The sequence below is a fragment of the Actinomarinicola tropica genome, from assembly GCF_009650215.1.
Taxonomy (GTDB): Bacteria; Actinomycetota; Acidimicrobiia; order Acidimicrobiales; family SKKL01; genus Actinomarinicola; species Actinomarinicola tropica.
The window spans coordinates 1609249-1628911 of sequence record NZ_CP045851.1; the positions used below are offsets into that span (position 1 = coordinate 1609249).

Consider the following 19663-nt stretch of genomic DNA (forward strand, 5'->3'; position numbering starts at 1 on the left):
CAAGGTGCATCGGCGCTCCACCGCCAGCGACGGCGAACCGCTCGGCGCCACGTCGGCACCGGGGCTCGTTCCGCTGTGCGAAACCGGGGGCGGCGGGCGACGCGCCAGCGCCGCGAGGCCACCCCTCAGACCTGAGACGGGAACCTCTGCCGGTCCCCGACGGGCAGCCTACCGCACCGCCACCGGGTCGCCGACGCGCACGTGTCCCTCCCGGCCGACCGACGCGTAGAGGCCGGCGCAGGCCCAGCGGCCGAGGCCGGGGATCTCGAGGCGGTTGACGTCGGCGAGGGCGCGCAGCGGCTGGCGGTCCTCGGGAAGGTCGCCCTGGGCGAGGGTCGTCATGACGCACCGCATCGTGGGGATGACGCCCTGCACCGCGACGTCGCCCACGTCGACGGTGCGGCCCGCCCACTCGTTCTCGACGAAGTCGGCAGGGACCCGTCCGTCGGGGCCGACGACCTCGACGAGCAGGTTCGGACGGTACCGACGCACGTCGACCACCGACCCGGGCGCCTGCCGTTCGATGGCCGCGAGCGTCGCCGTGGTGAGCACGTGGAGCGGCGTGAGGTCGACGAACCCGCCGCCGGGCGCCAGCGCAGCGACGCCGATCGCGCTCATCCGGTCGGCGCCGCCCTCGTCGGGTGCACCGGCGGCCGTCTGGGCCATGAACTCGTCGGGCGCGATCGCACCGACGTCGTCGGGCCAGACCTCGTGGAACGCCTGCTCCGGCCGTCGCTCGTGGGTGAGGTGGACCGGCCGACCGAGGTAGCGGGACAGGACGTCGTGGACGTCGGCGTCGTCGCTGCGGACCTCGGTCCCGTCGGGGAGCTCGATGCGCACCGGCGGGGCGGGCTGCTCCGGCGTGGGCGGCGACGCGAAGGTGGCACGCGCGTCGAGCAGGCGCCCCCACCGCCGCGGGCGCTTGGCGCTCGCCACGGTGCCGTCCGCGTCGTCGACGACGGCCCACGCGCGGTCGCCGAGCACGCCCGTCGGGGCGATGGCGGCGGCGTCGAGCTGCTCGCCCTGCATGGACTTCACGGGGAAGCGGTGGATCTCGAGCAGCCGGCCCTGCGGCGTCGTCGGCGTGGCGTCGGTGGTGGTCTCGGTCACGGGCCGATCATGGCCGACAGCGCGCGACGGTGCCCGGTGGCGTGGCCACCGGGCACCGGTCGATCTGTCGGGCGGAGCGGCTCAGCTGCCGTCGTCGTTCATGTCGTCGGTCTCCTCCTCGATGGCGTCCCCGGTGTCCTCGCCGAGGTCCTCCATCTCGTTGCCGACGTCCTCCATCTCGTTCTCGACGTCGTCGTCGACGTTGCCCTCGTCGTCGTCGCCGCACGCGGCCACGAAGAGGACGCTCGAGACGGCGATGGCGCCGCCGGCGAGCAGCCGCCGGCGACGGGAGGCGCGGTTGGGTGCGGTGGTCGTGGTGGTGTCCATCCGCCCCGGCTACCCCCCGGCGCGTGCGGGAAACCGCTACCCGGCGGCCGCGGCGGCGCGGTCCTTCGCGACCTCGTCGTAGGCCTCGTAGTCCGACGCCGTGTCCTCGGCGAACTCGAACTCCATCAGCCCGGCCTGCTCCCACTGCTCGCGCAGGAAGCCGCCGTTGCGGTCGAGGAGGCCGAGCTTGCGGGTGTTGGGCACGAGCTTGGCGAAGAACCCACGCTGGAAGGAGTTGATGGGGCTCCGACCCGACTCCTTGACGGCCTCCATGAAGAGGGGCAGGACGTCGTCGAACTTCACGCCCATCCGTTCCCACACCTCGGGGGTCGACGCCCGGGACCGGCTGCGGATCGTGTTCTCGACCATGAACTCCTGGCGGTCCTTCAGCTCCGCGTCGGTGAGCTCCTGGTAGTACTCGCCGAGGCTGAGGATGCCGAAGGCCACGTGGCGGGCCTCGTCGGCCATGACGTAGCGGAGCAGCTTCTTCAGCAGCGGCTCCTGGGTGGTGCGGAGCATGTCGCCGAAGGCGGCGAGGGCCAGGCTCTCGATGATGATCTGCATGCCGAGGTAGGCGATGTCCCAGCGGTCGTCCTCGAGGAGGACCGTGATCTGGTCCTCGAGGAACGGGCTCATCGGGTAGGCCTCGCCCAGCTTCTCGTGGAGGTACTTGGCGAAGACCTCGGTGTGGCGGGCCTCGTCCATCGTCTGGGTGGACGCGTAGTACTTGGCGTCGATCCACGGGACGGTCTCGACGATCTTCGCCGCGACCATCATCGCCCCCTGCTCGCCGTGCATGAACTGGGAGAGCTGGGCCTTCTGGAGCTCGAGGGCGAGCTGGCGGTACTCCTTGTCGCCCCAGTTCTTCAACGGCGAGCCGGGCATCTCGGCCACGCGCCGGGCGAGGTGCACGGTGGCGTGGTCGTGGTTCGCCTCGCGCTCGGGGTCGACGTCGGTCGACCAGTCGAGCTCGGTGACCGAGTTCCACTGCGACGCCATCGCCTTGTTGTAGAGGGTGACCAGCTGCTCGCGCTCTCGGTCGTACTTCCAGGTGAAGATGCGCTGGGCGTTGTCCTCGATGAGCTTGAACGCCGCCTGCATCTCGGCGTCGCTCGGGAGGCTGTAGTCCGGGCCGGCGGCCACGGTGGGCATGTCGTCGGTCTCGCTGGAGTGGTCGGTGGCGGTCATCGGTTCGGTCCCCTCGGTGTGTCGGTGGTGATCAGGTGGTGGTGTCGGTGGTGTCGCGGTCGGCCTCGCCGGGCCCCTCGGCGCCGAAGCTGGCGACGACGCGGGACATGAGCTCGTCCCAGCCGTCCTGCGACGGGCCGGGCAGGCCCGATCCGCGGTGGACGAGCAGGCCGAGCCGGAGGATGCGGACGAGGAACAGGACGGCGGCGGGATCGACCCCCTCGTCGATCGTGCCGTCGGACAGGGCGGCCTCGACGAGCGGGGCCATGGCGGTGAGCCAGCGGTCGTTGGCGTCGTGGATCGCCCCGGCGACGTCGGGCTCGCGCCGGGCGGCGACGTAGGTCTCGAGGAGGAGCGCCTCGCGCTCGTGGAGCGGCCCGGCGATCTGGTGCGCGCTGCCCCGGACGACCTCGGACATCTGGCCCAGGCCGGCGGGCGACACCGGTCCCTGCGGGACGGCGCGGGTGACGACGGCCTCGTGGAGCAGCTCGCCCTTGCCGCGGAAGCGGCCGTAGACCGCCCCGGTGGTGAGCCCCGCGGACCGGACGATGTCCTGGATCCGCGCCCCGTCGTAGCCGTCGCGCGCGAACACCTCGGCGGCGGCGTCGATCAGACGCTCGCGCACCGGGTCGTCGACGCCGTCGTCGACGGGCGCGGCAGGGGAGGTGTCATCGGGCACACCCCCATAATAACGATTATTCGGCGGACGGCAACCCCCGTCGGCCGGGCGCGCCTGGGTCGAACGGCCCGGAGCGCCCCGGAATTGATGCGATCGGACCACGCGGACGGGACCGACGGCCCATGGTCCACGGCCCGTCCGCCGCCGATCCTCCACACATGGAGCCACGCCACGCCATCCGCCGGATCCGGGAGCGCGCCGACCGGGGTGCGACCTTCGTCGAGTACGCGCTGCTCGGCGGTCTGCTCGCGCTGACCTCGCTCGCGAGCATGCAGTTCCTCATCGACACGACCGAGCAGGGCTTCGAGGAGACGCTCAACGACGTCGGCACCCCGATCGAGGTCGAGGACCCCGGGCCGTCCGACCCGGATCCCTCGGATCCGGGCCCCTCGGATCCGGGCCCCTCGGATCCCGGCCCGTCGGATCCCGGTCCGTCGGATCCTGGCCCCTCTGATCCGGGGCCCTCGGATCCCGGCCCGTCGGATCCGGGGCCGTCGGATCCCGGCCCGTCCGACCCGCAGCCGGACAACCCCGACAGCGGCTCCCGCTGGAACGAGGCCACCATCCAGGGTTCGTCGCAGACCACCCGTGAGTGCGTGGCGACGTGGATCTTCGGGTGCTGGCGGTGGGACGACGTGACGACCGTCCGGGCGTCGGCTTCGCTCCAGGTCCTCCGCCAGAACGGCTCCGCCGTCCGCGACGGATCCGAGGTCGAGGTGCTCGTCGAGCGCTGGACCGGCGACGGCTGGCAGACGGTGCGCACGGTCACCGAGGACGTCCAGGGCGGGGCGCTCCACGTCGACGTGGACGACATCGCCGACACGCCGCGCGTCCGCATGACCCTGCGGGACGTCAGCGGACGCAACAACGGCTGGGACGGGCAGCAGTCGTCGATCGTGATCGAGATCCCCTAGGACGAGGGCGGGCACGGCCGGCCGCCGCATCGGCCCGGCCGGGCGCTGGGGCCGCCCCCGTACGCCGGCCCGGTCCACCCCTCTGCGCGGGCAGGGGAGGGGCCGGGTCGGTTCGCGTCCGGGATCAGACGAGTGGCGGCCGCCCGAGGAGCGCGGCGATCCGCTCGGCGACCGGCGCCGGCGCCGGGACCCGCTCGTCGGGCTCGACCGTCCGGGCCCGCCGATCGGCCGCCCGCTCGGCGTTGGCGCGGGTGCCGGCGAGGGCGACGCCGAAGACGAACAGCGAGAGCGCGGCGGTCGCGCCGAGGACCAGCCCGCCGCCGAGCTGCCAGCCGAGGAGGAGGAGGATGGCGCCGCACACCGCGCCGACGACCGGCAGGGCCGGGGTCTTCTTCGTCGGGACGACCGCGCTGGCCGAGCGCCGGCCGCCGCCGAGCCGGGTGTGGACCTTGGCCTCGAACACGGCGCGGCTGACGGGGACCAGCGCGGCGCGCACCGCCTCCTCGTCACCGGCGGACAGCGCGCGGTCGAGGAGGTCGAGGGGCCCCGGCAGGTCGGACCACGTCCCGGTCGGCAGCGCGGCGTCGGCGAGCTCGACGAGCGCGTCGCGCGCCTCGGTGCGTGTGTCGGAGGTGAGCGGCGTCATGGCTGCAACAGGATGCCCAGGCGTCGGCCGGCGATGCGAACCCCCACCGCGCCCATCACCAGGAGGTAGGCGGCGTGGGCGAGCAACCCGAGGTGGACGTCGCCGAGCACGACGGCCCGCGACAGGGCGACCCCCTGGTACAGCGGTGTCACCGAGATGACCCGGGCCAGCCAGTCCGGGTAGCGGTCGAGGGGGAAGAACGTGGCCGAGAAGAGGAACAGCGGCACCATGGCCAGGTTGATGAAGTCGAAGTCGACGAACGAGCGCATGAACGTCGACGCGGCGAGCCCGGCCCCTGCGAACGCGAAGGCGACGAGCATCGCCACCGGCAGCGCGAGCACCGCCCACGCCGACTCGATGAGGCCGAGGGCGAGCATGGCGAGGAGGAAGACGGTGGCGTAGATCCCGCCGCGGATCACCGCCCACGACACCTCGCCGACCGCGACGTCGCGCACCCCGAGGGGCGTGACGAGGATGGCGTCGTAGGTCTTGCCGTACTTGAACTTCACGAAGAACCCGAAGGTCGTGTCCATGATGGCGCCGTTCATCGCGGCGACGACGAACAGGCCCGGCGCGACGAAGACCTCGTAGGGCACGGTGCGGCCGTCGACCTCGACGCCCCCGACGAGCGCACCGACGCCGATGCCGATGGAGCCGAGGTACAGCAGGGGCTCGAGGAAGCCGGTGAGGAACGGCGCCAGCATCCGACGGTAGGCGAGGACGTTCCGCTCGATGATCGCCGTCGCCCGCAGTCGTGGGGTCACGCCTGGAGCTCCCTCGTGAACCGCCGGGCGGCCCATCGCCACCCGAGCCAGAGCATGGCGACGAGCGCCGCGACGTGGGCCACCCCCTCGCCCAGGCCGAGCTGGCCGGTGGTCGCGCCGCGCGCCAGCTCCACGCCGTGCCAGAGCGGGGAGATCACGACGAGAGGCTCGAGGCCGTCGGGCAGCTGCGCGACGGGGAAGAACGTCCCCGAGAAGAGGAAGAGCGGGATCACGCCGAGGCGCATCACGGTGGTGAACGCCAGGTCGCTCTCCTGGCCGACCGCGAACGCCGAGACCAGCGCGGCGATCGCCGCCGCGCACAGCACCGCCGCCGGCACGGCGAGCGGGGCCCACGCCGACGGCACCCCACCCAGCACGGCGGCGACCGCGAGGAAGGCCGAGCCGGACATCGCGGTGCGGATCGCCGTCCAGGCCACGTGGCCGCCGACGACGTCGCTCGCGTCGAGCGGCGTGGCGACCATGGCGTGGTAGGTCTTCATCCACTTCTTGCCGGCCATCACCGGCCACAGGGACTCCCCGGCGGCCACCTGCATGGCGCTGGCGACGAGCAGCCCCGGCGTGACGAACTCGAGGTAGTCCAGGCCGCCGAGGTCGCGGTCCCCGCCGTCGTCGACCATCCCGCCGAGCCCGATGCCCATGCCGGCGAGGAACAGCACCGGCGTGACGAAGCTGAGGATGACCGGCCCGCGCCAGAGCTGCCGGAAGACGCGCGCTTCGCGCTCGACGACGCGGACGAGACCCGACCGACCGGTCACTCGTCGAGCGTCCGGCCGGTGATCATCAGGTACACGTCCTCGAGCGTGGACCGCCGCACGAGCACCGACGCCGGCGGGTCAGCCAGGCCGTCGACGTGGTGGAGGGTGGCATCGGTGCCGTCGGTGTAGACGAGGATGCGCTCGGCCAGCGCCTCGACCCGTTCGCCGGCCCGCAGCTCGGTGAGCTGGTCGACGGCGGTGTCGCGCGCCGTCGGCGACGCGAAGCGCAGCTCGACGACCTCGCGCGTCGCGTGCTCCTCGATGAGCTGGCGGGGCGACCCCGCGGCGACGATCCGGCCCCGCTCCATGATGACCAGCCGGTCGCAGAGCTGCTCGGCCTCGTCGAGGTAGTGGGTGGTGAGGACGAGCGTCGCGCCCTCCCGCTTGAGCTGGTACAGCCGCTCCCAGAGCAGGTGGCGCGCCTGCGGGTCGAGACCCGTCGTCGGCTCGTCGAGGAGGATGAGCTCGGGGCGGTTGATGAGGGCCCGGGCGATGGTGAGGCGCCGCTTCATGCCGCCGGACAGCGGATCGACCCTGTCGTCGCGCCGCTCGGTCAGCTGGGCGAACTCGAGCAGCTGCTCGGCACGCTCGCGGATCGCCGCCCGGGGCAGGTCGAAGTAGCGGCCGTAGATCAGCAGGTTGTCCCAGACGGTGAGCTCGGTGTCGAGGTTGTCCTCCTGGGGCACCACGCCGAGCCGGGCCCGGATGGCGGGGCCGTCGATCCGGGGGTCCATGCCGAGCACGGACAGGTCGCCGCCGGAGCGGTCCGACACGCAGCCGATCATGCGCATCGTCGAGCTCTTGCCCGCGCCGTTCGCCCCGAGGAAGCCGAAGGCCTCGCCCCGCCGCACCTCGACGTCGATGCCGGCCACCGCCGTGAACTCCCCGAACGACTTCGTGAGCTGGCGCGCCGACACGAGCGTGTCGGTGGTCGTCGCGGCGGCGGTCGTCGTCGTGTCCACGGCGGGCGACCCTACCCAGGCGATCGGGGACCGGCGGATGGGTTGCGGGACGGGTCAGGCGCCGCGGCTGGCCTTGATCTCCGCGCAGGAGGGGCAGACCGGGTACCGCTCGGGATCGCGGGTCGGTGTGAACTTCTTCCCGCAGATCGCCGTGATCTGCTCCCCGGTCACCGCGGCGCGGGTGATGTCGGCCTTGCGCGCGTAGTGCGCGAACCGGTCGTGGTCGCCGTCGTCGAGATCGGGACGGACCGGGTTCGGGGACAGGGTCGGCTGCGCCATCGGGGCCAGGCTAGCTGTGGACGTGCGGCGGTCGAACCGCGTCAGTCGCGCCCGATGGCCGCCTCCAGCACCCAGGCGACCACCGAGATCACGAGGGCGGCGAGGAGCGTCCAGCTGAAGCCGTCGATGTCGAGCGTCGAGCTGAGCCAGTCGACCAGCCCGAGCGAGAGCGCGTTCACGACGAGGAGGAAGGCGCCGAGCGTCAGGATCGTGATCGGCAGCGTGAGGAGGATCAGCACGGGTCGGACGACGGCGTTGACCAGCCCGAGGATCGCCGCCACCCACACGTGGCCCCAGAACCCGCCGTCGACGTGGACGGCGTCGATGAGCCGGGCGGCCACCGCGATCGACGCGGTCAGCACCGCCCATCGGACGAGGACTCCGCGCACGTCGGCACCTCCGGGGTCGGGGTCGGGGCGCCCGTGCGCCCGCCGGTACAGTGCCCTCATCCTGACAGCTGGGGGGCCGATGGAGGGTGTGTGGGCGACATGAGCGCGGACGGACCGCAACCGCCGGACGACGGGGCCTCCCGCCGCCTCGCCGCGTCCGAGCAGCGGTTCCGGTCGCTCGTGCACGCGTCGGCCGACGCGGTGCTGCTCATCCATCCCGACGGCGACGTCGAGTACCTGTCCCCCTTGGCCCACCTCGTCATGGGTGGCGACGGCGCGGCACCGATGCGCGACGGAGGCCTGGTCCGCAACATCCACCCCGACGACCGCCACGCCGTCATCACCACCTTCCGCGAGGCCTTCGCCGCCGGCCCCGGCAAGCGCTTCACGAACACCCACCGCATCAAGACCGCGGACGGCGGCTGGATCTGGGTCGAGGTGCGCCTCGTCAACCGCGTCGGCGTCGAGGGGATCGACGCCCTGGTGGTGAGCGCACGCGACGTGACGGCGCGGGAGCTCGCCGTCCGCCGGCTCCGGCGTCGGCTCCACGCCGAGGACGTCATGGCACGGATCGCGGCGCGGTTCGTCGACGTGCTCGCCGACGAGCTGGACGACGCCCTCGACGAGATGCTGGCCGAGCTCGGTGCCTTCGCCCGGGTCGACCGGGCCTGGATCTTCGAGGTGAGCACCGACAGGGCGCTCGTCTCCAACACCCACGAGTGGTGCGCCCCCGGCATCGCGAGCGAGATCGACGCGCTGAGCGGTCTCCCGGTGGCGGAGCTGCCCGCCTTCGGCGGCTGGCTCGGGGCCCACGACCCGTTCCTCATCGGCTCGGTCGACGAGATGCCCGACGAGTGGGCAGCCGAGCGCGAGATCCTCGCCGACCAGGGCATCCGCTCGATCGCGGGGGTCGGGATCTTCGTCGCCGGCGAGCTCATCGGCATGATGGGTCTCGACGCCGTCACCGAGGAGCGCCGGTTCACCGACTCCGACCTGTGGGTGCTGCGCTCGACCGCCGACGTCTGCGGCGCCGCGCTGCGGCGGTGCGCGGCCGAGCGGGAGCTGGCGGCCAGCGAGGAGCGCTTCCGGGCGATGATCCACAACGCCACCGACGGCGTGCGCCTGGTGGACCGCGACCTCCGGACGGTGTTCGCCAGCCCGGCGGTGACCACGATCACCGGGTACAGCATCGAGGAGATCAGCGATCCGGGGGTGCGGACGGCCTTCGTCCACCCCGACGACCGGGCGATGCTGGAGCGCAGCCGCGCCGATGCGCTCGCCCGGCCCGGCGAGACGGTGCACTGCACGTACCGGGCACGCCACCGCGACGGCCACTGGATCGACATCGAGGAGGCGATGACCAACCTCCTCGACGACCCTGCGGTCCGGGGCGTGGTCGCCAACATGCGCGACGTCACCGCCGTCCGCCGCCACGAGGCCGAGCTGATGGCCCAGGCCCGCCGCGACCCCCTCACCGACCTGCCCAACCGGCGGCTCTTCGACGAGCTCGTCGATGCCGCCCTGGCTCGCATCCGGCGCACCGGAGCGCAGCTCGCGCTCATGTACCTCGACCTCGACCGCTTCAAGCTGGTGAACGACTCGTTCGGCCACCACGTCGGCGACGCCCTGATCGTCGAGGCCGCCGACCGCCTGCGCGCCGCGGTCCGTGGCGGCGACGTCGTCGCGCGGCTGAGCGGCGACGAGTTCGCGGTGCTCTGCGAGCCGGTCGACGGCGAGACCGAGGCGCTGAGCATCGCCGGGCGCATCCTCGAGGCGTTCCGGGAGCCGTTCACCATCGGGCACAGCACGATCTACTCGACGGCGAGCGTCGGGATCGTCCTGTCCGACGACGGGCACGACGAGCGGGCCGGGCTCCTGCGGGACGCCGATGCCGCGATGTACTCGGCGAAGTCGGCCGGACGGAACCGCTCGGCGGTCTTCTCCGGCACGCTCGTCGCCATCGCCCGGGAGCGGCTCGAGGTGGAGGTCGGCCTCCGCTCGGCGGTCCCCGAGAACCAGCTGCAGCTGCTCTACCAGCCCATCGTGCACCTGCCGACGGGGCGCATCACCGGCGCGGAGGCGCTGCTGCGGTGGCACCACCCGGAGCGGGGCCTGCTCACGCCCGCGGCGTTCCTCGACGTCGCGGAGGAGACCGGCATGATCGTGCCGATCGGCCAGTGGGTGCTCGGGGAGGCGTGCCGCCAGCTCGCGGCGTGGGACGCCGCGGGGCACCCGGCCGACGTCGACCTGCACGTGAACGTGTCGGTGCGGCAGCTCGTCGAGGGCGGCATCGCCTCGGCGGCCCGGGAGGCGCTCTCGGCCTCCGGCGTCGCCGCCGAGCGGCTGTGCATCGAGATCACCGAGAGCGCGCTGCTCGCCGGCGACGACGCCACCTCCGAGCTCGGCGCGGTCCACGAGTGCGGCGTCCGGCTGGCCCTCGACGACTTCGGCACCGGCCACTCGTCGCTCTCCTACCTGCGCCAGCTCGAGGTCGACGTGTTGAAGATCGACCGCTCCTTCATCGACGGCGTCGGTACCGATGAGCACGACACGGCGATCGTCTCGGCGATCGTGCGGCTCGCCGAGACGCTCGGCCTCACCGCCGTGGGGGAGGGGGTCGAGGACGAGGCCCAGGCCCAGGCCCTCCGGGACCTCGGGTGCGACCAGGCCCAGGGGTTCTGGTGCGCACCGCCGCTCGACGCCGCGTCGTACGAGACGCTGCTGCGGCGCCAGGCCGACGGCGAGCCGGTCGTGGCGTGCGGCGGGCTCGCCCCCGGCCAGGTGCCGGCCGTCCGCTGAGCACGGCGATGCGCCGGCGGTAGCATCCCGGGCGATGGCCGAGCTGATCTTCTACTTCGGCACGATGGGCTCGGGGAAGAGCACGCTCGCGCTCCAGATCCACCACAACCTGGCCAACAGCGGCCAGAACGGGCTCCTGCTGACCCAGCTCGACCGCGCCGCCTCCGCGGTGTCGAGCCGACTCGGCGTCTCGGAGCCGGCCATCGAGGTCCACCCCGGCCTCGACCTCTACCGGCTGGCCGACGACGTCATCGCCGAGCACGGATCGCTCGAGTACCTCGTCTGCGACGAGGCGCAGTTCTACCGACCGGCGCAGATCGACCAGCTCGCCGAGGTCGTCGACCTCCTCGATGCCGACGTCTACGCCTTCGGCCTCCTCACCGACTTCCGCGGGCGGCTGTTCGAGGGCACGTCGCGGCTGCTCGAGCTCGCGGACCAGCGCCAGGAGCTGCAGGTCGAGGCGCGCTGCTGGTGCACGCGGCGCGCCACCCACAACGCCCGGCTGGTCGACGGCAAGCAGGTCTACGAGGGCGAGATCGTCGTGGTCGGCGACACCGGCGGGCATGAGGAGGGCTTCGAGGGCGCCGACGCCGAGGTCACCTACGAGCTGCTCTGCCGGCGCCACTGGAACCAGGCCCGCCTCACCTGATCGATGCGGGCGACCCGGCTCGCGTCTGCCATCCTTGACCGGGGTCTCGAACCCTCCCCGGCGTCACTCCAGGAGTCACATTGTCGTTCAAGCCCGGCGATCGAGTCGTCTACCCGCACCACGGCGCGGCCGTGATCGAGCGCAAGGAGAAGCGGACCGCGTTCGGCGAGGAGACGGAGTACCTCGTGCTCCGGATGGCCCACGGCGACCTCACCCTGTCGGTTCCGGCCGACAAGGCCGAGGAGGTCGGCATGCGCCCGCCGATCAGCCAGGAGGACGTGGAGGATCTCTTCGAGCTCCTGCGGAAGAAGGACGTGCGCGAGCCGTCGAACTGGAGCCGACGCTTCAAGAACCACCAGGAGAAGCTGAAGTCGGGCGACGTCTACCAGGTGGCCGAGGTCGTGCGGAACCTGGCCCTGCGCGAGGCGGCGAAGGGCCTCTCGGCCGGCGAGAAGTCGATGCTCGTGCGGGCCCGCGGGGTCCTCGTGTCCGAGCTGAGCTTCGCCCTCGACGTCTCCGAGGACGAGGCCCTCGATCGGGTCAACGAGGTGCTCAGCTAGCAGGTGCTCAGGCGCCGGCGATCTCGCTCCGGCGCTCGTCGGCGAGCGCCGTGCGGGCCGCCTCGGCCACGCCCACGACGTTGGTCATGATCTCGCCGAACCGGTCGGGGTCCTCGAGGAGCCAGCCGTGGCTGCCCGACACGACCTCCGGGTCGCGCCCGATGGCCGCCACCATGGCGTCCATCGACGCCGCGGGCAGCACCTTGTCCTCGTCGCCCCACAGCACCACCACCGGCAGCTGGCGGCGACGCAGCTCCTCGAGCTCGGCGAGCAGGTTCGCGGCGCCCGCCATGCGCCCCACGCGGATGAAGCCGAGCGGGTCGCGCAGGAGGTTCCGGGCCATGTCCCGCAGGATGACGGGGACGACGGCACGGAACGTGCGGGGCCCGGCGACGTCGTAGGGGAAGTGCAGCCCCCAGTCCCAGAGCGGACGATCGGCGAGGTGCCGGGCGTCGGCGCCGGGGCGGGCCGACGCCTTCCAGACCGAGCCGCCGATCGAGTTGACGAGGACGAGCAGCTCGAGGTCGTCGCCGTGCTCGTGGGCCGTGACGACGGCGACGCCGCCGCCGAAGGAGTGCCCGCCCAGGTACCACGGACCCTCGATGCCGATCGCGGTGCGGAAGTCGTCGACCCACCGGGCGTAGCCCTCGAGGCTGAACTCGTCGCCGGGGAGGGCAGCGGTGCCGCCGAACCCGGGCAGCGAGGGGGCGATCACCCGGACGCCGAGTCGGGCCAGGCGACCGAGGGCGCGCTTGTAGGTGCGGTCGCTCAGCCCCCACCCGTGGAGGAACAGGAACGGGGTGCCGCGGCCGGCGTCGCCGTAGGTCGCGCGCCGGCCCTGGACCTCGATCTCCGACCACTTGAGGTGCCAGTCCGGCGTCCCCCGACGTCCCACGACCGCACGCTACCAGCGGGGGGCCGAGGACCTGCTTCATCCGGAGCCGTCGGATGCCGATGGGAGTCCATGGACGCCGAGGAGCAGGAGCGCGCCCCGAGCGCCCCCGACGTGGACGCCACGGTCCTCCTCGACGCCCTGCCGGACCCGGTGGTGGTCATCGGGACCGACGCCACGCTGCGGTGGGCCAACGCCGCGGCCGAGGCCGCCTTCGGTTGGCGCCGGGTGGAGTGGCTCGGGCGCGACCTGTCCGAGCTCGTGCACCCCGACGACCTGTCGACGGCCCTCCTGGCGCTCGAGAGCGTCCAGGGCAAGCCGATCGGGGAGCTGATGGAGATCCGCGTGGCCGACGCCACGGGCACCTACCGGCGCGTCGAGCTGCGTGGCCGTGCAGCGGTGCAGCTGCCCGGCACCGGCGGCGTCGTGCTCAGCGTCCGCGACGTGACCGATCGGCGACGATGGGAGCTGGCCGCCGGTGACCACACGGCGCTCGCCGCCGTGCTCGACGCCCTGCCGACGATCGCCCTCGTCCTCACCCCGGACGGCCGGATCCGCTCGACGAACCGCGCCTTCACCCGGATGCTGGGCCACCCCCTGGACGACGTCGTGGGTCGACCGCTCACCGACTTCGTCACCATCGCCTCCACGCTCGTGCTCAGCGACCAGCTGCTCGTCGTGGCCGACGGGAGCGGGCGGGTCTCTTTCGAGGTCGAGATGCTGGCGGCGGACGGGTCGACCAGGCCGACGAGCCTGACGATCGTCGACCTGGTCGACGACGGGGCGGTCGACGGACTCGTCGCCACGGCCACCGACATCACCGAGCTCGTCGACGCCAGGGAGCGGTTGCGCCACGCCGCGACCCACGACGACCTGACCGGCCTGCCGAACCGCCCGTCGATCGCCCAGCACCTCCGCGCGGCGCTCGCGGACGCCGAGGCCGACGGGGGCACCGTCGGCGTCGTGCTCGTCGACGTCGACCGCTTCAAGGCGATCAACGACCGCCACGGCCACATGGTGGGCGACGCCGTCCTGGTGGAGATCGCGGCGCGCCTCCACGACGCGGCGCGCGACGCCGGCCTCGTGGGCCGGCTCGGGAGTGACGAGTTCGTCGTCGTGTGCCCGGGGGCGACCGCCGACGGCGTCGAGCGGGTGATCGACATGCTCCACTGGGCCATGCGCACGCCGATCGAGGTGGCGGTCGACCGCGCCGGCGTGTCGGTCCAGATCCGCGTGGGGGTGTCGGCAGGCTCGGTCCTCGGCGCGCCGGGCGAGGACCCCGACGAGCTGCTCGCCCGGGTCGACGCGTCGATGTACCGCTCGAAGCTGCGGCGCCGCGCCAAGCGGTGAGCCGCCGCGCCGTGGTTGCTACGGTCGCCGGGTGATCACCTACACCGTGTTCGACCCGGACGACGGGTCCGGCATCACCTATCGCTGGTACGGCGGGGACGACACCTCGGTGTACGTCCACAACCACGGGGCGGAGGTCGACGCGTTCGTCCTCGCCGAGGACGTCGTCCCGTCCCCGGACTCGGTGGCGGCGGCCGTGGCGACCCACCACGCCGATCACCGCTCCTACCCCGAGGAGCCCGACGACTCGCCCGTGGACCTCGGGCTCGACCTCCAGATCGACTGACCCGGCTACTTCGTCGTGGCGATCCCGCCGTCGACGGGGATGACGGTGCCCGTGAGGTAGGACCCGGCGCGGCTGGCGAGGAAGATCGCGGCGCCGGCCATGTCGTCGGGCCGCCCGATGCGGCGGAGCGGGGCGCTCCGTGCGATGGCGTCGCCCGCGGCCTCGAGCGTGGCCGCCATCATCTTCGACTCGAACGGCCCCGGTGCGATGGCGTTGACCGTGACGTGCTGGGGCGCGAGGTGGAGGGCGAGCACCTTCGTCATGTGGTGCACGGCGGCCTTCGACGCCGAGTAGGAGTACGTCTCGAGCCGGGGCACCTGGATGCCGTCGATCGAGCCGATGTTGATGACGCGGGCCGGGTCGTCGTGGGTGCCGGCGGCGGCGAGGAGCGGGACGAGGAACTTCGTGAGGTGGAAGACGCCCTTCACGTTCAGGTCGAGCACCCGGTTCCAGGCCGCGTCGTCGAACTCGGCGAGCGGGGCGCCCCAGTTGGCGCCGGCGTTGTTGACGAGGACGTCGAGGGAGCCCTCGCGCTCGGCCAGGGCGTCGGCGAGCCGGCGGCACTCCGCCTCGGTGGAGAGGTCGGCGGGGAGCGAGCGGCAGGTGCCGCGTGAGGACAGCTCGGCCGCGACCTCGTCGCAGACCTCGGCCTTGCGCGACGAGATGTAGACGGTGGCGCCGGCGTCGACGAAGCCCTCGGCGATCATCCGCCCGATCCCGCGGCTGCCGCCGGTGACGAGCGCGGTCTTGCCCTCGATGGAGAACAGGTCGGACACGGTCATGAGGGTCTCCAGCGAGTCGGGCGACGACGGACGGGTGCCGACGCTACTGCAGCCGGACGGGTCAACTGGACCGACCGGTCAAGTCCGCGGCGCGCGTTCGACGTCGGGCGGGCAGGAGTACCCTCGGACCATGAGGTGGGGACGCGCCCTGGCGCTGCTCACGTGCCTGGCGCTCGTCCTGGTCGGGGTGGGCGACGGTGCCGTCCTCGCGCAGGACGACGTCGGCCCGGGTGCGGCAGAGGACGCCGCTGCGCTCCGCCAGGAGCTCCGTGCCCAGCGCGACGGGCTGCGCTCCGAGCTGGCGGCTCTCGAGGACGAGCTCGCGGCGACGGCGTCGCGCCTGGTCGAGCTGGAGGCCGCGATCGACGACGCCGAGGACGAGCAGGCCGACGCCGTCACCGACCGGGCCATCGCCGAGGACGAGCGTGAGCGCCCGCTCGCCGTGCGCCGCGCCATCGCGATCGAGACCTACATGAACGGCGACCCCAACGCGAACAGCCTCATCAACGAGGTCCTCCAGGCCAACTCGAGCATGGACGGCGCACGCGACCGCGCCCTCTACACCAGCGTCGTCGACTGGGCGTCGCAGACCCTCGACGAGCTCGACCGCGAGATCGAGCAGCTGTCCGACCGCATCGCGGAGCTCGAGGAGGACGTCATCCCCGGTCTCGAGGAGGAGCTGGCCGACCTCGCGGCCAGCCAGTCGGACCAGCTCTCCCGACGCGACGGGTTGATCTCGCAGATCGAGGAGCTCGACCGGCAGATCACGGCGCTGAGCCGGGCCCCGCTCACCGGGCTCCCGGTGGAGGAGCCGTCGCTCCGACCCATCCTCATCGTGAAGATCGACAACGTCGGCCCGGCCCGGCCGCAGGTGGGGATCAACGCCGCCGACATCGTCGTCGAGGAGAAGGTGGAGGGCGGGCTCAGCCGCTTCGCCGCCATGTTCCAGTCGACCGGCTCGGACCCCGTCGGTCCGGTGCGGTCGGCACGCACGAGCGACGTCAACATCTTCGGCAACCTCGACGCCCCGCTCTTCGCCTACTCGGGATCCAACCGCGGCGTGCTCGCGGCGCTGGTGGACTCCGAGCTCGTCGACGTGGGGGCCACCACCGAGGGCGGCCAGTACTTCCGCGACAACGGTCGTCGCGCGCCCCACAACCTGTTCACCCGCACGTCGTCGCTGTGGGCGGCGCGCCAGGGCGGCATCCCGACCGCGCTCTTCGAGTACCGGGACGAGGACGAGCCGCTGCCCGGCTCCGCTCGCCCGGCCACCGGCGTCGACCTGACCTACGGGGCCGCCAGCGCCCGCTTCATCTGGAACGGCAGCGGGTGGGCCCGGGAGACCGACGGACGGCCGCACACCGACGCGAGCGGCACCCAGGCGGCGCCGGCCAACGTGGTCGTGCGCTTCACCGAGTACCGCCCGAGCGTCGCCGACAGCCGCTCGCCCGAGGCGGTCACCGTCGGGTCCGGCGAGCTGTGGGTCCTGACCGCGGGCCAGGTCGTCGTCGGTCGGTGGGAGCAGGACTCGATCGACGCCCCCACCCGGTGGCTCGACGGGTCGGGCGACCCCATCCGCCTCACGCCGGGACGGACCTGGATCGTCATGCCCGATCCGGGGCGGGCGACGCTGCGCTGACGGTCCGATCGCACGCCCCGTCGGGGAGTGCGGTTCTGTCTAGGGTGGGCAGGTGAGCGACTACCAGGCACCGCTGCGTGACATCCTCTTCGCCCTCGACACGTTCTGCGACCTCGACGAGATCGCCGCCCTTCCCGGCTTCGAGCACGCCGACCGCGACACGGTGGCCGCCCTCGTCGAGGAGGCCGGGCGGTTCATGGCCGACGTCGTCGCACCCACCAACCGCGTGGGCGACGAGGTGGGCGCCCGCCTGGTCGACGGCGAGGTCGTCACGCCACCGGGGTTCGCCGACGCGTACGGGCGCTACGTCGACGCCGGGTGGGGCGGGGTGCCGTTCGACCCGGAGTACGGCGGCGGCGGGTTCCCCTGGGCGGTGGGCCTCGTGCTCCAGGAGATCCTGACCTCGGCGAACATGGCGTTCTCGATGTGTCCGCTGCTCACCCAGGGCGCCATCGACATGTTGAGCCACCACGGCTCCACCGAGCAGAAGCAGACGTACCTCCCGAAGATGATCACCGGCGAGTGGACCGGCACGATGAACCTCACCGAGCCGGAGGCCGGGTCCGACGTCGGGGCGCTGCGCACGCGGGCCGAGCGGGCCGAGGACGGCTCCTACCGCATCGTCGGGACCAAGATCTTCATCAGCTTCGGCGCCCACGACATGGCGGAGAACATCGTCCACCTCGTGCTCGCCCGCACGCCCGACGCGCCGCCCGGCACCAAGGGCATCTCCTGCTTCATCGTTCCCGAGCGTCTGGTGGGCGACGACGGGTCGCTCGGCGAGCGCAACGACGTCCGGGTGGCCTCGATCGAGCACAAGATGGGCATCAACGGCAGCCCCACCTGCGTCCTCTCCTTCGGTGACGACGGCGGCGCCATCGGCTACCTGATCGGCGAGGAGAACGCCGGCATGGCCTACATGTTCACGATGATGAACAACGCCCGCCTGTCGGTCGGCCTCGAGGGCCTGGCCCTGGCCGAGCGGGCGTGGCAGCCGACGTTGCGGTTCGCCCACGAGCGGCTCCAGGGTCGGGCGCCGGGAGCCCCGCGCGGCGAGTCCTCGCCGATCGTCGAGCATCCCGACGTCCGTCGGATGCTGCTCACGATGAAGGCGTACATCGACGCCATGCGGGCCCTGCTCTACCTCAACGCCGCATCGATGGACCGGGCCGCGCACCACCCCGATCCGGACGTGCGGGAGCGGAGCCAGGAGCTGGTCGACCTGCTCATCCCCCTCTCGAAGGCGTGGAGCACCGACCTCGGATCGGTCGTCACGTCCCTCGCCATCCAGGTGCACGGAGGGATGGGCTACGTCGAGGAGACCGGCGTCGCCCAGCACTACCGGGATGCCCGGATCACCTCGATCTACGAGGGCACCAACGGCATCCAGGCCATGGATCTCGTCGGGCGGAAGCTGCCCATGCGCGCGGGGGGCGTCGTCGCCGACCACCTCGGCCGCATGCGGGAGGTGCTCGACCGCCTCGACGGCGAGCTGAGCGACGCCGGCGTGCAGCTCGCGGCGGCGATCGACGCCACCGAGGCCGCCACCCGCAGCGTCCTCGAGCGGGGCGCCGCCGACCCGTCCGACGCGCTGGCCGCGGCGAGCCCCTACCTGCGCATCCTGGCCGTCACCACCGGCGGCTGGCTGATGGCGCGCCAGGCGCTCGCGGCGCGCGACGCCGCCGCCGGCGCCCGCTCCGACGACGAGCGGACGTCGCTCGAGGGCAAGGTCGCGGTCGCCCGCTTCTTCATGGAGCAGCTGCTGCCGGAGGTCCACGGCCTCGTGCCCGCCGCCACGGCGCCGGCCGCCGGCCTCTACGCCGTCGACCCCTCGGTGCTCGCCCCGTGAGCACGGTCGGGCTCGTCCTCGCCTCCATCCCGAGCCCGTCGTCGGGCACGATCTCGATCGGCCCGCTCGAGCTGCGCGCCTACGGGCTGATGATCGCCCTCGGCGTGCTGGCCGCGGTGTGGCTCGCCCAGCGGCGCTGGTCGGCGCGCGGCGGCGACCCCGACGACATCGCGAGCATCGCGATGTGGGCGGTGCCCGCGGGGCTCGTCGGCGCCCGGCTGTACCACGTCGCCACCGACTGGCGGAAGTACCAGGGCCGCTGGGAGGACGTCGTCAAGATCTGGGAGGGCGGCCTCGGCGTGCCGGGAGGGATGGCCCTCGGCGTCGTCGTGGGGCTGGTCGTCGCGCGACGGAGGGGCATCGCCGTGCCCGAGATCCTCGATGCGGCCACACCCGCCCTGCCCCTCGCCCAGGCGATCGGCCGCTGGGGCAACTGGTTCAACCAGGAGCTGTTCGGCGGGCCCACGGACCTGCCCTGGGGGCTCGAGATCGACCCGGGCCGCCGCCCCGACGAGCACCTCACCGAGGCGACGTTCCACCCGACCTTCCTCTACGAGTCGCTCTGGAACCTCGCGCTCTGCCTCGTGCTCGTCCGCATCGACCGGGCGAAGGTGCTGAAGCCCGGCCGGCTGTTCGCCGCCTACGTGCTCGGCTACTTCGTGGTCCGTCTGGTGATGGAGCTCCTGCGCACCGATCCGGCGAGCCTGGTGCTCGGCGTGCGCATCAACATCTGGACGAGCCTCATCGGCATCGCGGCCGGTGCGTGGTTCGTGTGGACGGGTCGTCGCCGGGACGAGGCCGCGGAACCGGTCGCCTGACCGGG

21 protein-coding genes are annotated in these 19663 nt (G+C 72.8%); 9 read left to right on the plus strand and 12 right to left on the minus strand.

Going from position 1 to position 19663, the window contains the following annotated elements:
• Positions 1-168: 168 nt before the first annotated feature.
• From GH723_RS07910 to GH723_RS07925, 4 genes are all read right to left on the minus strand, one after another.
• Complete coding sequence (locus tag GH723_RS07910; protein WP_153759145.1) at positions 169-1110, minus strand: MOSC domain-containing protein; 942 nt, start codon at positions 1108-1110, stop codon at positions 169-171.
• An 81-nt stretch (positions 1111-1191) separates the two neighbouring features.
• Positions 1192-1437 carry a hypothetical protein gene (locus tag GH723_RS07915; protein WP_153759146.1) on the minus strand — a complete coding sequence of 82 codons (246 nt, stop codon included), beginning with the start codon at positions 1435-1437 and terminating at the stop codon, positions 1192-1194.
• Between the two features lie 36 nt (positions 1438-1473).
• Positions 1474-2625 (minus strand): ferritin-like domain-containing protein, encoded by a 1152-nt coding sequence (locus GH723_RS07920; RefSeq protein ID WP_153759147.1) that lies wholly within the window; start codon positions 2623-2625, stop codon positions 1474-1476.
• Positions 2626-2656: 31 nt separating this feature from the next.
• Positions 2657-3304, minus strand: a complete 648-nt coding sequence (locus tag GH723_RS07925; RefSeq protein WP_195210599.1) for a TetR/AcrR family transcriptional regulator — start codon at positions 3302-3304, stop codon at positions 2657-2659.
• 158 nt (positions 3305-3462) lie between these two features.
• Between GH723_RS07925 and GH723_RS07930 the strand changes: the two genes are divergently transcribed.
• Positions 3463-4218 (plus strand): hypothetical protein, encoded by a 756-nt coding sequence (locus GH723_RS07930; protein ID WP_153759149.1) that lies wholly within the window; start codon positions 3463-3465, stop codon positions 4216-4218.
• A gap of 124 nt (positions 4219-4342) precedes the next feature.
• Here GH723_RS07930 and GH723_RS07935 read toward each other — a convergent pair whose 3' ends face one another.
• The 6 genes from GH723_RS07935 to GH723_RS18470 are packed head-to-tail and all read right to left on the minus strand — an operon-like array spanning position 4343 to position 8034.
• A complete protein-coding gene (locus tag GH723_RS07935) occupies positions 4343-4864 on the minus strand; it encodes a hypothetical protein (protein ID WP_153759150.1) in 522 nt (173 codons plus the stop codon).
• The gene (locus GH723_RS07940; protein ID WP_229023174.1) at positions 4861-5628 is read right to left on the minus strand and encodes an ABC transporter permease; all 768 of its coding nucleotides are present in this window, start codon (positions 5626-5628) and stop codon (positions 4861-4863) included. The genes GH723_RS07935 and GH723_RS07940 overlap by 4 nt, the downstream gene beginning before the upstream one ends.
• A complete protein-coding gene (locus GH723_RS07945) occupies positions 5625-6404 on the minus strand; it encodes an ABC transporter permease (protein ID WP_153759151.1) in 780 nt (259 codons plus the stop codon). Before GH723_RS07945 ends, GH723_RS07940 begins: the two co-directional genes overlap by 4 nt.
• Positions 6401-7366 (minus strand): ABC transporter ATP-binding protein, encoded by a 966-nt coding sequence (locus tag GH723_RS07950; protein WP_153759152.1) that lies wholly within the window; start codon positions 7364-7366, stop codon positions 6401-6403. Before GH723_RS07950 ends, GH723_RS07945 begins: the two co-directional genes overlap by 4 nt.
• 54 nt (positions 7367-7420) lie before the next feature.
• Entirely contained in the window at positions 7421-7645 is a 225-nt protein-coding gene (locus GH723_RS07955) for a DUF3039 domain-containing protein (RefSeq protein WP_153759153.1), read from the minus strand.
• Positions 7646-7686: 41 nt separating this feature from the next.
• Complete coding sequence (locus tag GH723_RS18470) at positions 7687-8034, minus strand: phage holin family protein (RefSeq protein WP_195210600.1); 348 nt, start codon at positions 8032-8034, stop codon at positions 7687-7689.
• A 99-nt stretch (positions 8035-8133) separates the two neighbouring features.
• Here GH723_RS18470 and GH723_RS07965 point away from each other — a divergent pair, with 99 nt between their 5' ends.
• The 3 genes from GH723_RS07965 (at position 8134) to GH723_RS07975 (ending at position 12042) form a co-directional block, all read left to right on the plus strand.
• Positions 8134-10833 (plus strand): sensor domain-containing protein, encoded by a 2700-nt coding sequence (locus GH723_RS07965; RefSeq protein WP_153759155.1) that lies wholly within the window; start codon positions 8134-8136, stop codon positions 10831-10833.
• A 34-nt stretch (positions 10834-10867) separates the two neighbouring features.
• Positions 10868-11482 (plus strand): thymidine kinase, encoded by a 615-nt coding sequence (locus GH723_RS07970; RefSeq protein ID WP_153759156.1) that lies wholly within the window; start codon positions 10868-10870, stop codon positions 11480-11482.
• Positions 11483-11562: 80 nt separating this feature from the next.
• Entirely contained in the window at positions 11563-12042 is a 480-nt protein-coding gene (locus GH723_RS07975; RefSeq protein ID WP_153759157.1) for a CarD family transcriptional regulator, read from the plus strand.
• 7 nt (positions 12043-12049) lie between these two features.
• Here the strand turns inward: GH723_RS07975 and GH723_RS07980 are convergent, their stop codons facing one another.
• Positions 12050-12937 (minus strand): alpha/beta fold hydrolase, encoded by an 888-nt coding sequence (locus GH723_RS07980; protein ID WP_229023175.1) that lies wholly within the window; start codon positions 12935-12937, stop codon positions 12050-12052.
• A gap of 69 nt (positions 12938-13006) precedes the next feature.
• On the opposite strand from GH723_RS07980, the gene GH723_RS07985 reads away from it, so the two are divergent.
• Together GH723_RS07985 and GH723_RS07990 are read left to right on the plus strand one after the other, a co-directional pair.
• Positions 13007-14284 carry a diguanylate cyclase domain-containing protein gene (locus tag GH723_RS07985; RefSeq protein WP_153759158.1) on the plus strand — a complete coding sequence of 426 codons (1278 nt, stop codon included), beginning with the start codon at positions 13007-13009 and terminating at the stop codon, positions 14282-14284.
• A 31-nt stretch (positions 14285-14315) separates the two neighbouring features.
• The gene (locus GH723_RS07990) at positions 14316-14570 is read left to right on the plus strand and encodes a hypothetical protein (protein WP_153759159.1); all 255 of its coding nucleotides are present in this window, start codon (positions 14316-14318) and stop codon (positions 14568-14570) included.
• Positions 14571-14575: 5 nt separating this feature from the next.
• On the opposite strand, the gene GH723_RS07995 is transcribed toward GH723_RS07990, so the two are convergent.
• Positions 14576-15346, minus strand: coding sequence for a glucose 1-dehydrogenase (locus GH723_RS07995; RefSeq protein ID WP_195210636.1), 771 nt, complete (start codon positions 15344-15346; stop codon positions 14576-14578).
• 136 nt (positions 15347-15482) lie between these two features.
• Here GH723_RS07995 and GH723_RS08000 point away from each other — a divergent pair, with 136 nt between their 5' ends.
• From GH723_RS08000 to lgt, 3 genes are read left to right on the plus strand one after another with little or no spacing between them, the layout of a single operon-like run.
• Positions 15483-16991 (plus strand): DUF3048 domain-containing protein, encoded by a 1509-nt coding sequence (locus GH723_RS08000; RefSeq protein WP_195210601.1) that lies wholly within the window; start codon positions 15483-15485, stop codon positions 16989-16991.
• A 52-nt stretch (positions 16992-17043) separates the two neighbouring features.
• The gene (locus tag GH723_RS08005; RefSeq protein WP_153759162.1) at positions 17044-18840 is read left to right on the plus strand and encodes an acyl-CoA dehydrogenase; all 1797 of its coding nucleotides are present in this window, start codon (positions 17044-17046) and stop codon (positions 18838-18840) included.
• Entirely contained in the window at positions 18837-19658 is an 822-nt protein-coding gene (gene lgt / locus GH723_RS08010) for a prolipoprotein diacylglyceryl transferase (RefSeq protein ID WP_153759163.1), read from the plus strand. Before GH723_RS08005 ends, lgt begins: the two co-directional genes overlap by 4 nt.
• Positions 19659-19663 lie beyond the last annotated feature (5 nt).